The organism is Nostoc sp. UHCC 0251 (assembly GCF_034932245.1).
Lineage (GTDB): Bacteria > Cyanobacteriota > Cyanobacteriia > Cyanobacteriales > Nostocaceae > Nostoc.
The window spans coordinates 1-14,162 of sequence record NZ_JAYGHD010000102.1 but is presented as its reverse complement, the minus strand read 5'-3'; the positions used below and the strand labels follow the sequence as shown (position 1 = coordinate 14,162).

The 14,162-nt window shown below is 43.2% G+C and carries 12 protein-coding genes and 1 pseudogene; 1 reads left to right on the top strand and 12 read right to left on the bottom strand.

What is annotated here, in order from left to right:
* Nucleotides 1–86: 86 nt before the first annotated feature.
* Nucleotides 87–1,940, top strand: a complete 1,854-nt coding sequence (locus VB740_RS13405) for a WD40 repeat domain-containing protein (protein WP_323200487.1) — start codon at nucleotides 87–89, stop codon at nucleotides 1,938–1,940.
* A gap of 39 nt (nucleotides 1,941–1,979) precedes the next feature.
* On the opposite strand, the gene VB740_RS13400 is transcribed toward VB740_RS13405, so the two are convergent.
* From VB740_RS13400 to VB740_RS36770, 12 genes and pseudogenes are all read right to left on the bottom strand, one after another.
* Nucleotides 1,980–2,261 (bottom strand): hypothetical protein, encoded by a 282-nt coding sequence (locus VB740_RS13400; protein WP_323200486.1) that lies wholly within the window; start codon nucleotides 2,259–2,261, stop codon nucleotides 1,980–1,982.
* Nucleotides 2,262–2,412: 151 nt separating this feature from the next.
* Nucleotides 2,413–3,888: an ISLre2 family transposase gene (locus VB740_RS13395; protein ID WP_323200485.1), complete on the bottom strand. Its 1,476-nt coding sequence runs from the start codon at nucleotides 3,886–3,888 to the stop codon at nucleotides 2,413–2,415.
* A 424-nt stretch (nucleotides 3,889–4,312) separates the two neighbouring features.
* Nucleotides 4,313–5,755, bottom strand: a complete 1,443-nt coding sequence (locus tag VB740_RS13390) for an alpha-L-fucosidase (protein WP_323200484.1) — start codon at nucleotides 5,753–5,755, stop codon at nucleotides 4,313–4,315.
* 246 nt (nucleotides 5,756–6,001) lie between these two features.
* Nucleotides 6,002–6,949 (bottom strand): malate dehydrogenase, encoded by a 948-nt coding sequence (locus VB740_RS13385; RefSeq protein WP_323200483.1) that lies wholly within the window; start codon nucleotides 6,947–6,949, stop codon nucleotides 6,002–6,004.
* A 75-nt stretch (nucleotides 6,950–7,024) separates the two neighbouring features.
* On the bottom strand, nucleotides 7,025–8,413 hold the full coding sequence (locus tag VB740_RS13380; RefSeq protein ID WP_323200482.1) for a mercuric reductase: 1,389 nt from the start codon (nucleotides 8,411–8,413) through the stop codon (nucleotides 7,025–7,027).
* A gap of 128 nt (nucleotides 8,414–8,541) precedes the next feature.
* A complete protein-coding gene (locus VB740_RS13375) occupies nucleotides 8,542–10,134 on the bottom strand; it encodes a GMC family oxidoreductase (protein WP_323200481.1) in 1,593 nt (530 codons plus the stop codon).
* 214 nt (nucleotides 10,135–10,348) lie between these two features.
* A complete protein-coding gene (locus tag VB740_RS13370) occupies nucleotides 10,349–10,996 on the bottom strand; it encodes a cysteine hydrolase (RefSeq protein WP_190884087.1) in 648 nt (215 codons plus the stop codon).
* Nucleotides 10,997–11,145: 149 nt separating this feature from the next.
* Nucleotides 11,146–11,862 (bottom strand): dienelactone hydrolase family protein, encoded by a 717-nt coding sequence (locus VB740_RS13365; RefSeq protein WP_323200480.1) that lies wholly within the window; start codon nucleotides 11,860–11,862, stop codon nucleotides 11,146–11,148.
* A gap of 219 nt (nucleotides 11,863–12,081) precedes the next feature.
* Entirely contained in the window at nucleotides 12,082–12,732 is a 651-nt protein-coding gene (locus VB740_RS13360; RefSeq protein WP_323200479.1) for an MOSC domain-containing protein, read from the bottom strand.
* Nucleotides 12,733–12,795: 63 nt separating this feature from the next.
* Entirely contained in the window at nucleotides 12,796–13,185 is a 390-nt protein-coding gene (locus VB740_RS13355) for a DUF302 domain-containing protein (protein ID WP_323200478.1), read from the bottom strand.
* 55 nt (nucleotides 13,186–13,240) lie between these two features.
* Nucleotides 13,241–13,720 carry a nuclear transport factor 2 family protein gene (locus VB740_RS13350; protein WP_323200477.1) on the bottom strand — a complete coding sequence of 160 codons (480 nt, stop codon included), beginning with the start codon at nucleotides 13,718–13,720 and terminating at the stop codon, nucleotides 13,241–13,243.
* A 172-nt stretch (nucleotides 13,721–13,892) separates the two neighbouring features.
* A pseudogene (locus tag VB740_RS36770) lies at nucleotides 13,893–14,096 on the bottom strand (DUF6130 family protein); the annotation flags it as partial.
* Nucleotides 14,097–14,162 lie beyond the last annotated feature (66 nt).

The window sequence follows — 14,162 nt, the reverse complement described above, 5'->3', positions numbered from 1 at the left end:
TAACTCTACTACATCGGCCCTCTCTCCTCATCCTCTTATTTTGGCTAAGGTATTGAGAGTATAACCGTTTTCAAGCGGATGAGAATATTATGGTTAAAAGTATAGCTTGGAGCCATGATGGTAAGATGCTGGCTTCGGGGGCTGGTAACGGTACTATCAAACTTTGGAATCAAGACGGGAAGGAACTGAGGACGCTTAAACATAATAATATAACTGTCAACAGCGTTAGTTTTAGTCCTGACGACAAGATATTAGCTTCGGCGTGCGATGACGGTACTATCAAACTCTGGAAGACGGTAGATGGCAAGGAATTGCCGTGGATTAAAGGGGGGCATGGCGGTAATGTTTATAGCATCGCTTGGAGCCATGATGGTAAGATGCTAGCTTCGGGGGATGATGACGGTACTATCAAACTCTGGAATCAAGACGGCAAAAAACTAAATACGCTTAAACATAACAATGCCGTTCTTAGCGTTAGCTTCAGTCCCGACAGCAAAATGTTGGCTTCGGGGGGTAGTGACGGTACTATCAAGCTCTGGAGGACGGTGGATGGTAAAGAACTCAAAACTTTTAAAGGTAAAGGGCATAATAAAGAAGTCGAGAGCGTCAGCTTCAGCCCCGACGGGAAGATGCTAGCTTCAGGGAGTTATGACAAGACTATCAAACTCTGGAGAATATTAGATGGCAAGGAACTCAAAACCCTCAAAGGGCATGGTGATTCTGTCAGGAGCGTAGTTTGGAGTCCCGATGGCAAGATGCTAGCTTCAGGGAGTATTGACAAAACTGCCATCATCTGGACTGTTGAGGGGGAGATCCTTAGAACGATTAAAAATAATAGCTGGATCGAAAGCGCAGCTTGGAACCCCAAAGGCAAGATTCTGGCTTTTGGAAGTGATGACGGCACTATTCAACTCTGGAATCTTGAGGACAAACAACTCAAAATTCTTGTAGGGCATAGCGAGTCTATCAGGAGCGTTAACTTTAGCCCTGATGGCAAGATGCTGGCTTCGGGGAGTGATGACGGAACTGTCAAACTCTGGAGGACGGTGGATGGTAATTCCTTGGCGGAGATAAAAGGGGGGCGTAGCAGCAAGGTCTATAGCGTAGCTTGGAGTCCTGACGGCAAGATGCTGGCTTCGGGAAGTGAAGACGGAACTGTCAAACTATCGAGCATGGTGGATGGCAAGGAACTCGGAAAGCAGAAAAACAATAATGCTGTTAGGAGTGTCAGCTTTAGTTCCAATGGTAAGCTGTTAGCTTGGACGAGTGGCAATACCATCAAACTTTGGAGCCTGGAGAACCGTAAGGAAATGCCTCCACTCAATGGCCATGAACAAGAAATTTGGAGTGTCAGTTTCAGTCGTGATAGTAAGATGTTAGCTTCCGGGAGTAGAGACGGCACTATTAAACTCTGGAACTTAACAAACAACAAGGTGAAGACGTTCATGGGGCATAGTGGTGGGGTCAGGAGTGTTGCTTGGAGTCCCGATGGCAAGCTTCTGGTTTCGGGGAGTACTGACAAGACTCTCAAACTTTGGAGACTAGAGAACCTTTGGAGCCTGGAGAACCCCAAGGAACGCTGGATTGGTGATGGAGGAGGTGGCTTTGTCTACAGCGTCAGTTTCAGTCCCGACGGTAAGATGCTAGCTTCGGCAAGTGAGAACGGGACTGTCAAACTCTGGAACTTTGAGGGCAAAGAACTGATGACATTTAAAGGGGATATCAGTGGGGTTAGAAGTGTAGCTTGGAGTCCCGACAGCAAGCTTCTAGCTTTAGGAAGTAATGACAATACTGTTTTGCTGTGGAACTTGGAGATAATAGATGTAAATATAGCATTCAAGCGTGGATGTGAATGGCTGCACGATTATCTAACGAACAACCCTAGAGTCAAAGCCGAAGAGCGTCATCTGTGCAATGACATTGAAACTCCCGCTTCCTAAATGCTAGCAATTTCAAGGTTAAAATCCCTGGCTGTCTAATCAGTATTTAAGAGCTTGAAACTCAAGCACAGTGAGAAGTTCCTGATGTTGAGTGACCAAAGATTGTATTGTGCTAACTGGATTACGATGAAGGCGACGTTTTTGTTGGCGAGGAGCTTGTGCGATCGCTAATCTACGACGTTGAGTTTTGTATTGCGCTACAGGTACTTGGCGGAGGGAGCAATGCGATTTTGTTAGATGAACCCAAATAGAGTGCGATCGCTGAACACTAATACTGAAGACAAAAGCAATTTTTATTACACAAATTTGATTAAACTGCACCACAATTTATCTTCTTGAAATATCCCAAGAAGATAGTGGTTAAATAATTTGATTCTTATCGCTCTTGTAGCTGTCTACGCCAGTAATACAAAAAGCAAGTATTTTTTATTACAACAAGCTATTCAAGTATTCTTTGTAAGTATAAAATTTGTCAAGCGGTTTGGGGTTTGATAAAAGAATTAAAGATAGAATCACAAAAATTATCCCAACTTCCGGCTATCCATTGACAACGCAGATGTAACATAATTTCTGCATTTTCTTTCAACAAAAATTTACTGTTTCCTTTGATTCTTAAATTGACAACTTGGCGGATTAAACTCTCAATTGCACCACTGCCAATAGGTAGTTTTTGAGCTATTGCCTTATCGTAATTTAAACGCCCTTTACGATAGGCATCTAAAAGATAATTTCGCTTGACTACCATAATCTTAGAACGCTCTCCACTAGCTACAGCAATCAACTCATCCATCTGGCTGATTAAGGATTTAGCATTACCTTTTTTTAAAGTTTTTCTGGCTTTTTTAAACCATTCTTTAGACTGTGCTTCTTCATTAAAAGCAGCATCTGCAAATACTTTTATATTTTCCGTAACATGATAGAAATCGAATAGCTGATAAGTTTCGACTGGGCATCCTAATCTTGTCAAAAGTGGGGGAATATGTATCCAGATCCACTCGGCTCCATCTGCGATTAATAAAACTTGTTTTGCTTGACTAATTCCTAAGTCAACTAAGTGGGCTTCTAAAATCAGCAAAAGCGCTTTATATCCTTCATAAGTGCCATCATTCGTAATAGGAATTTCAGAAGTATTTATTTTTTTACCTTGCTCATCAACAATATAAATTGTGAACAATTTTGGCTCAATCCATTGACCAATAAAACCGTGTCGATTCGTTTTTGATTTTTTTCTCCCCTTTTTATTAATTCGGACTCTACTCCTACCACCATCTACAGCAATGACAACTCGCTGGTCTTTAAGAACATTACCTTCAGGTAAATTTCCCAGTTGCCGATTTAATATTTTAGATTGCCGTAAGTTGATGCCAGTTTGACCAAATTTGTATGTCAAACGCTCAATTCGTTTGAAACTAAGATTAATTCCCCAACCTGTTAAAATTGTGCAGGCAGCTTCAAATGAACTAGCAATCGCTCCGTATTGAGCAACAGTTGACCATACCAAAGGGGTTAATCCTTCTGACATTCCCAACCATTGTAAAAATGGACAAAAGCCTTGATTATCAGATTTGTTTTGCTCAGATTTGTTTTGCTCAGATTTTTTATTGATTGTTACTACATATGGTAATACCAGAGTAACCAGCACATTCCCCACTGTTAATATTTGTCGAGTCCGAGAACCATGTCTTTGGGTTTTAGGCTGCCACCATCCTTGGGTTTGAGCCATTGCTGTATCAAGAGCTGATTGAGATTGAGAAAGGTTATGTAACAATATAGCAATACATTGACCGGCTAAAATAAGTGCAGCTTCTCTAATTTTTTCTTCTCTTTCTTTAAGAATCTGTCCATCCCATTCACCAGCATTATTCAATTCTAAAAGTTTCCTAACTACAGCTTGAAAATCTGACAATGATTTGGTTAAATTTAAACTTGCATATATATTTTTTGTCATGGGTAGGCGCTTTCCTTTCTTAAAACTTAAAACTATTGCTAAAAGGGAATCCTACCCTTTTTTTGTACCCGCGAAAATATATAAGAATGATCATCATGAAACTGGGGGTGAGAGAGGCTAGCATTGCTAGCCTCTCTCACCCCCTCGCTCTAATTTTGATTATCATTATCACTAAGTATTTAATCAGGATAGCACTCCAGACACCTGTGACCGATGCTCTTCATAGATATTCGGCACTTTTAAGTATTAATACTACTTGATATGTAGTTAATCTATTTTTGTACTGAGAAATCAGATTTGCGATCGCACTCTGTTTGGGTTCATCTAACAAAATCGCATTGCTCCCGAAACATCTTCTATTGAAAAAGAAGCTGTAGGCCTTGTTTCTTCTTTAATCAAAGATGTTTCTAACTTCTGAATCAGATTATAGAGGCATACAGCTGATCTCTAATGTGTAAGCTGGTGATTTTTTGACTAAAGACTTGTGCGGTAGTGTTATGGATAAATTCTGACTGTACTGCTGCCACTTCAGTTTACCTCCAACACCTAGCATCGTAATATTTGCTTTTTTCGGCAAAATTATTCCAGGAATAGTAACCTTCCCAAATGTTGGCTCATCAAGCAATATTGCATATAATTTTCCTTTATTAGTGGTATAGCGCACTCGAATACGTTCTGGAGTTAAATCTTCTGCTCGTATCCAATAGCGTGAGCCAAAGATTGCTTTACCATTCACATCTAGCCATTTACCCAAGCCTTCTAATCTTTCAAGCTGTACTTTGGATATTGAACCATCAACCTTTGGCCCAATGTTCAGCAATAAATTCCCATTTTTACTAACAATATCTACAAATAAGTCAACTAGTTCATCTACCGAAATCATGTTCAAATCAGTATCATTTTGGTTATAGCCGAATGAGTAACCTAAACCCCTTGTACTTTCCCATTTAAGAGGTTCTATTTGTGTAAGCTGGCTGTACTCAGGTGTGGAAAAGTCAAAGTGTAACCCTAACTGGGCACCTAAATCAAAACGGTCATTCACCACACCATCGGGTACGTGATTGTAAAAGTAGGCCATAATTTCATTCGCTTGCCCAACAGGGTAGCCAAGATCATTCCATAATATAGATGGCTGATAGCGATCAATCAATTCGCGCCAATGAGCATTCGCATAATCTGCATAGGCTTTTTCCTGAATAATTGCTCCCACTAGCGTATTGAAGTCTGTGATTGTTGTATCTTTGAAAGACCAATCAAGACCACCAGAATAATACACACCCATCCGCATACCTTCTTTGCGAACAGCTTGTGTTAGTTCGCCTACAATATCGCGTGTTGCTACTCGCCTTGCCTGGTTTCTAGTTTTACTAGGCCACAACAAAAAGCCATCATGATGCTTCGTTGTTAGTACAACGTACCGCACACCCACTTTAGAGAATAATTTTGCCCATTTCGAGGGGTTCCAATTTGTTATGGCTGCATTAAATCTAGGAATAAAGTCATCATAGGTGAAGCCTTCACCATAGGTTGTACGATGGTATTTATAGGTTGGACTGCCCTCAAGTTTCATAGAGTTGTAATACCATTCCGAATAAGGGTTGTTCTCAAACCAGTATTCCCAACCACGCTCTGCAACGACTTTGTTCAGTTCTCCAGTTAGTGGTGCATAGCCAGGTACAGAGTATACTCCCCAATGAATGAAAATTCCAAGTTTTGCATCCTTAAACCAGTCTGGAACTTCATGCTTTGATAGGTATTCAGTTGTTGGTTCATAAGTTTTTTGTGCAAGGGCAATAGAAGTGAACAAGTTCAAAAATACAGTTAAAGATAATGTAGCAAACAGTAAACGTACTAAAAACTTAATCATTACAAGGTTCCTTATTGACAACGTTCTCAAACTTTAGAACGAAAGTATACTTAGCCATTTTTAGTCGCTATTTTTTTCAACAAGCACTGGATGTTAAGTTTAAATCTATCAAATAGTGAGACTAAAGCTATTTATTTACTGAGTAGTCTCTACTGATATTTAACTCATATATTGCCTTGTTCTACGTGATCGCAAAGGTATTGTTCAAGATATTGGATTTTCAACCATAGCCGCACCCAATTGATTTTAATTATGCAAAAAATTATAGGCAAGATTAAGTTTGTTAGCTGATTCTTCTAATAAGAGTTGTTCATGAGCATTTCTTGATAACAGCAGTTGGCGGTCAATACCTTTTGAGCCAATGATACATGGAAGTCCAAGAACAACTTCATTGCCAACTCCATAGTTAGCATCTGCTCTAGCCGATACTGGAAATATCTGCTTTTCATCTCGCAGGATGGTATCAACTAACTGACAAACTACTGTTGATATACCATAGCTTGTATTTCCTTTGCGTTCAAAAATGTTATGGCCTCGTTTACGAGTTAACTGTGCGTACTCTTGCTGAATTTGTTCTAGCGTTGCTCCTTGTGGTAGGGGAAATTCAGTTAATAGAATTCCCCCAATAAATGCACTAGACCAAACGACAAATTGACTGTCTCCATGCTCTCCAATCACATAAGCATGAATGTCTTGTTTTGCAACATTCAGTTGCTTTCCAAGTTGATATCTCAGTCTAGCAGTATCAAGAACAGTTCCCGAACCGAAAATTAGGTTTTCTGCTCTGGTGGAAGTAGCGATTGCAATCCGCGTAAGTACATCCACTGGATTGCTAATGATAAGTACGATTGAATTCGGTGCAACTCGATCCAATTCTTTGATCGTCAAACGGATGATCTCTGCATTGTCGCTCAATGTATCTAATCGGCTCTGTCCTTGTTTTGGCTGCACCCCAGCAGTCACAATAATAATATCTGAATCAGCTAAGTCTTCATACTGATTTGATGGTATGATTTCCATCTCTTTAAGTAGGGGGATGCTGTCTTCAATGTCCCAGACTTCTCCTTCAGCTTTTGATAAGGTTCGGTCAAAAAGGACAACCCTTACACATCTACCGAGTAGAACTAAAGCATTTGCAACATCTGCACCTACATTACCTGCACCAATAATACCGACTTTAGATGTTTTACTCATGATGCTATATTTACTTTTTTCAAGAGTGAAATGTCGTTTGTTTGGTAAATCCTTGGGTCTGCAATTGCTGTCTTTTTACAACTTGGAAAACAATATATTTAACCCTTCAGTCATCGTGGGATGAGTCAAAATACCATCGCGCAGAACGGTGTAGGGCATCTGAGCTTGCATCACCATCTGCACTGTTGAAATCACTTCACCTGCTTCATGACACAACAGGGAACACCCTAGAATACGACCTGTATCTGCATCCACGATCGCCTTTAGCAGTCCATCAGTTTGACCGAGTGTTCTTGCTCTGGGAACGGCTGACGCATCCACCTTCGCCACGCGAATAGCATATCCTTGTTGCTGTGCTTCAGTTTCAGTCAAACCCACATGAGCCAGTTCTGGATCGATGAATAGACATGATGGAACCAGGCGATCGCTTGTACTCCAGTTGCCCCCATCAATTAAATTAGCTTTGATAATGCGATAATCGTCGAGCGATATATGGGTGTATTGTGGGCCGCCATTGATATCGCCTAACGCCCAAATTCCGGGTACGTTCGTCTCCAGGCGATCGTTAACTTGAATAAATCCGCGTGTATCGGTTGCCACACCAGCAGCAGCTAAATTTAAGCTCTCGATATTGGGCGCACGACCAACGGCGACAAGCAAATGCGAACCCTGGAGGCTGAGGGAGCGATCGCCAACTTGGATTTGCAGGATGGTTTCATTACCAGTGCGATCGACCCTCAACACCTTCGCCTTCAACAAGAATTCAATACCATCTTGTTCTAGCAGTGTTTGAACTGCGATCGCCATATCTGGATCTTGCTGTGACAGGATTTGCTCACTTTGCCCAATGACAGTAACACCAGAGCCAAAGCGCCGAAACATCTGGGCAAACTCTAAACCAATATAGCCACTACCGAGAACGATCAGGTGTTCAGGTAGCTGTTCTAGCTCCATAATCGACTCACTGGTTAAAAACTCAACTTCTGTGAGTCCGGGAATGGATGGAATTAACGGTCGTGTGCCTGTATTAATAAATAAGCGTTTGGCAGTAAGTAAGCGATTGTTTCCCTCAGCCGTCGTTACTGCGATCGTTTTGGGAGCAACAAAGCGGGCTGTACCAATGATCAGTTCGTGACCCAAAGCAGTTTCTAAATTGTGTAAGTTCATTTCACGCATCCCTTGCACAACCGATCGTTTCCGTTGGATCACCTCTGCTAAATTAACGCTGGGTGTATTGGTTTTAACCCCATAAGCGGTACTTTTCCGCACTGTGTTTGCTACATTGGCACTCGCCACCATAGTTTTAGTAGGAATGCAGGCAATATTAATACACCCGCCACCAATCATGTTTAAGCTGCGTTCAACCAGAGCAGTTTTACGTCCAGCAGCGACCAGCGCTGGTGCCAGTGTTTTACCCGCTTTGCCGCCGCCGATAATAATGTCGTCATAGGATTCAGTGTTCATTTACATATCCTTTGGGTTTTTACTGATACTTGCCGTATGTTTAGCCTGAGTACTTGCGAACCGGGAGTGATATCTTGCACCAGGCGACTGGAAGTCGCGGCTACACAGACGAAACCTGCCTACGTAGGTTAAAAACCTTGATTTTTTATTAATCCGCATGGTGCGGTTTGCGCGATCGCTAAAGATGTTTGCTGTGAAATACCACCTGCGGCTTTAATTAAATCGGCGGCTTTTTCGCCGATCATAATAGTGGGCGCATTCGTATTTCCAGTAGTGATTGTTGGCATGATGGATGCATCCACGATACGCAACCCCTCAACCCCATGTACCCGCAGTTCTGGGTCTACAACTGCCATTGGATCAGTACCCATTTTACAAGTGCCGACCGGATGATACACCGTATTGCAAACTTCTCGCACGTAAGCAACGAGTGCTTCATCGCTCTGCTTATCTTTACCAGGTGCAACTTCCTCACCACGAAACTCATCAAAGGCACTTGCATGGAACAAATCACGCATTAATTTAATCCCAGCGACGAGCTTTTGCACATCAGCCTCACTTTGCAGAAAGTTTAGCCAAATCATCGGTGCCTCTTGGGGGTCGGATGAACGCAAACTGACACTCCCAATATTTTGGGGATGGGTTAAACAGACTAGACTTGTAAATCCTAAACCAGAGTGAGCATAGCCAGGGGGTGCAAACACAATCGGGCCGAAGAGAAACTGTAAATCTGGTGCAGCATCCACATTACCCTGAGTATGCAAAAACAAACTAGCTTCCGCAATACTACTGGTGCTGGCTGTGTGTAAATCCTTGGTTGCTTCGTATACCACAGGTACGACAGGGTGATCCTGAAGATTTTGACCGACACCCGGCAACTCAACTACTACCGGAATTCCCAATGCTTGCAGGTGTTCTGCATTCCCAATGCCAGAAAGCATGAGCAGCTTAGGCGAATCGAACGCGCCAGCGCTTAAAATTACTTCCTGGTTAACCCTGACTTGATGCAGTGTTCCCTCGTGCAGGTATTCCACGCCAACGGTGCGCGTGTCCTCAAACAACAATCGAGTCACCAAAGCTTTTGTGATTACAGTCAAATTGGGACGCTGGAGAATGGGTAAGAGGAAAGCAGCTGCGGTGCTGTGACGCTTACCATCCTTGATTGTCAACTGATAGAGTCCTGCACCTGACTGCTGCATCCCATTGACATCAGGATTATTTGGATATCCCATTGCAACTGCTGCATCGACAAAGCGTTGGGATACCACAGCAGGAGCAATGAGATCAGTCACGCTCAATTCCCCGTCAACCCCGTGGTATTCGGAAGCACCGCGTTGCTGATGCTCGGATTTCTTGAAATAAGGCAGTACATTTTGGTAACTCCAGCCGGGATTCCCTAATGACTGCCAGTGGTCATAATCGTGATGATTGCCCCGCATATAAATCATGAAATTAATCGAACTGCTGCCACCCAAGACTTTGCCACGGGGACAAAAAATTTGGCGATCATTGAGGTATGGTTCTGGCTCAGAGAAGTATGCCCAGTCAACTTCGGAGCCGAGTAAGCTGAGGCATTCCGCCGGGATTTGAATTTCCGGTTTCGTCGCTGGATTGCCCGCTTCGAGTAATAACACGGTTGTTTCACTGTCTTCTGTCAGACGGTTGGCGACTACACAACCTGCCGAACCTGCACCAATTACAATGTAGTCATATTGAGTCATAACATTCTCCTTTTCGGTTTGTTTGTAGTAGATAAATTTAGTGTTCTGTTAATTTTTGGGAGATGGATAGATGCGATGAGATTCTCTTTTTGTTTGTATGAATTATGTTTGTGCGATCTGGTTTACTGCATCATGTATCACTAGGACGACAACTAACACTTCTTTCACAACGCAGATTTTTTCATGAGTGTTGTAAAATTAATGAGTTTGATGATCACTCCATTGCTGCTACAACCTCGTCTGTAGAAAGTACTGCATTAGCGATATACCCAAAGTTGATCAGTGCTGCCTTGTAGCCATCGCCCAGTTGCGGATGCCGAGGGGCTGCTGTTGCATCCTTGACAACAAGAACCTCGAATCCCTGTTCGAGCAATTCGCGTAGGTGAGCTTCAACACAAAGATTCGCCAACATTCCGAGTAGAATGACTTTGCTGATGTTACGTTTACGTAGTTGCAAAACTAGGTCGTTAGTTTGCGGCCCATAGACTTTGTGGGGACTGGCCACAATCGTCTTACCATCCTCAATGAAGGGCTTATAGCGAGCGAGCCAGTCAGCACCCGATCCCAGGAATCCATCGAGGCTCAACGCGCCACGGCGATCGAACTCCTTAACCTCAAGCATCATTTGCTCTAGGTTGCCGGCAAATTTCCAATTATGGTCGGTGGGGTAGTAATAGTGAGGGGAGATAAAAACCTCGAATTCATTCTGCTTTGCGGCTTTGAAGATTCGCTCGATATTCTCGACTGTATTGTTATCCTTAACACTCTCACCCACCAAATCCCAGGAAACCCCTTTTTCGCTCAAGACATCGTTTTGCGGATCGATGACGACTATTGCGGTGTCATTCTTGTTGATGTGCATGGTTTTTCTCCTTGCTTGTTGATTTTTACCGTTCTCTTCCTTAAAAATCACCCGCGATATGCAGCGTTTTCCCAGTGATTCAGAATCAAAATATCTTGGTTGCCAGAGCGATCGCAGTGGGCAAATTATCGGGCAGTAGTCGCCCTATTTCAGACTTTGACACCACTGCCTAAATGCTGTTTCAAAAACGCCAAAGTGCGATCGCGTGCTAATTCTGCGGCTTCTTGGCGATAAGCGGAACTACCCACGCGACTAAACCCATGACTCACTCCTTCATAGCGATAGATCGTTACCAGGGGGTTGTCTTTCAGTCCCTGCTGAATGGACGCTTGAGCAGTTGATGACACAAACTCGTCATTTTCATCCATGTGCAATATCAGCGGTTTCTGAATTTTTGTCGCCTCTGCTAAATTCTTTTCAATGTCAACACCGTAGTAACTAACGTTGGCATCTGCATCAGTACGTGTTGCCATGAAATATGCCAGTTTGCCGCCCAAACAAAAGCCCACACTGCCGACCTTGCCTGTGCTGCTGGGATACTGCCGCAGAAAAGATAGACTTGCCTTTAGGTCTTCTACGCCGCTATCCACATCAAATGCTTGGAGTAACTCAAAACCTTTAGTCCACTGATCCTTATCGTCAGCATCAAGTTGCACACCGGGTTCCAGCCGCCAATATAAATCTGGTACAAGCACCAAATAGCCGGACTTAGCATAATCATCGGCAATTTGACGCATATTAGTATTGACCCCAAGAATTTCTTGAATCAGCACAATCCCTGCATCAGGCTTAGTACTGGGTGTTGCTAGATAGGCGCTAAAACTGCCCCCAGCCAAGGCTGGAATGGTTACATTTTGAGTTTTCATGGTGTCCTTTTTAATAATTTGCTATTTAGACTTTGACCAAATTAAACAGCGTTGCTGAATGCAAGTATGAAGAGATGGAAAATAAAGCAAGTACAGCATAATTTTGCTCATTAGATATCCTACAAATGTTCGTTTTTATTGGGATTTAGACAAAAACTGAAACGAAGAGGCTTGTCGCATTGCTTTCTACACCAATTTCGGCTTCACGAAACAACGCATCTATTTCACATCATGACGACGACTTTGCTCCTGGAAGTAATCGCGCCAGCTTTCGGGTAAGGCTTCAAGTTGAGCAGCTTGGTGAAGTAATTCTGGATTGTTCTGCTCACGAGTATAAAGCTGAGTGATATTAGCAACAGTAATATTGTTGTCATCCCGGCTCACCAACTCTAAAGTGTCTCCGGCTCCGACTTCGCCCTCTTGTAAAACACGAAAGTAAAATCCGGTGCGGCGACTTGCAAGAAATCGTTTAATAATATCAGGTCGTCCAAACCGAATCCCAAGTTTGTAACAGGGTAGGCGAGGTTGTGTAACCATCAATTTTACAGTGCCAATATGAAAGCGATCGCCAATATTCACTTCCTCTTCTCTCAGTCCAGTGGTTGTGAAATTTTCACCAAAGATGCCTAGCGGTAGCTCTGTATCAGGCAATTCACCTCGCCAGTAATCGTAATGCTCGAACGGATAGACATAAACTGCTTTGTCTGCTCCGCCATGAACGGTGAGATCGGCTTGCCCATCACCGTCTAAATTGAGTACGCGCACCATCACGCGATCCCTAACTGGTTCTTTAAAAATTCCAGTGCTAACTATTTTCCCTTTCCAGGTCACTTCACGCGGCAGTCCGACGTTTACAGAGATGAGTTTCATGAGAATTTTAAATTGGGTCAATAATCACTTATCTAATCTAAATTGAATCAAAAAATAAGTTAATTAAAGGAGTGCTTGATGGATTAAAGGTGCAATGATAGCGATGTTCTTCACCAACTCGTCGGAGAGAGAAAAACGCTGTTTTAAGTAATTAGGATCGTTGTAACTTACCCACACCTTGCCGTCAGTCGCTTCCCATACCAGTACTTTCAGAGGTAAATCCAGGGCGATCGTTGGTTCTGCAACCATCAGGGGAGTTCCGGCTTTCGGGTTGCCAAACAGCAACAACTGTGTGGGAGGTAGGCTAAGTCCGACTTTTTCGGCTTCAGCCTGTTGATCGATACGGGCAAAAACGGTGATGCCTTTTGCTTGAAGGATGGCTGCAAAGCGATCGATAGTTTCAGTAACTGCATACGGGCTAATCTGGTTGATGATGCCGTTGTTTGCATTCATAGCAGTGGACTCCTTGCAGGATAAAAACTGAGTAATATTGTCATTGCTCCGTTTCTCAAAGATTGAGGTCGGACAATCCGGGATGATCGTCAGGACGACGACCTAGTAGCCAGTGGTATTTGCGTTCGCTCTCCTGAATTGGCAGGTCGTTGATGCTGGCAATACGCCATCTCATGAATCCATGTTCGTCAAATTCCCAATTCTCATTGCCGTAAGAACGGAACCAGTTGCCAGCATCATCATGCCATTCGTAAGCAAATAGGACAGCAATGCGGTTGTCTTGAAAAGCCCAAAGCTCTTTGATCAGACGGTAGTCCAATTCTTTAAGCCACTTACGTGTCAAGAACTGAACAATCGCCTTACGACCACATAGAAATTCTGAGCGGTTACGCCAAACGCTATCCGATGTGTAAGCAAGTGCTATTAGTTCAGGGTTACGTGTGTTCCAAGCATCCTCTCCGATCCTGACTTTTTGGATGGCGGATTCATTATTGAAAGGCGGCAGGGGTAGTCGAGGATTTTCGGGGTTGTTCATAGTATGTAAGCGGTAGAATCGCGATCGTTTCAGTATGATTTAATTGGCATTAAATCCGTGCCGACCGAATTACCTCAAAAGCAGTTTAATACAGATCAATGAATACCACCCGCGATGTGCAGCGTTTCCCCAGATGGCCCCGTCACAACTGAGATTTTTCCCTCTAGTTTTTTCATGATGATTTCTTAGGATCGGGCAACGTGAACTCAACAGTTTCGCTAGTGATTACTTTGTGCGTGGGGTCAGCTAGTTCGATCAGCACCTTGTGTACGCCAGGTTCCAGTCCGACCAGGATGATCGTTTCCCCACTGGCATCGACAAAGTGCCACGGCGCGTCGTCAACGGTGATGTGGATATGACCGATGCGCGGCGATACTTCGAGGGCACTGTGCTTTTACCCCCTGGATGACGAAATTTTGAATCATATCCTGACCAAAAATTA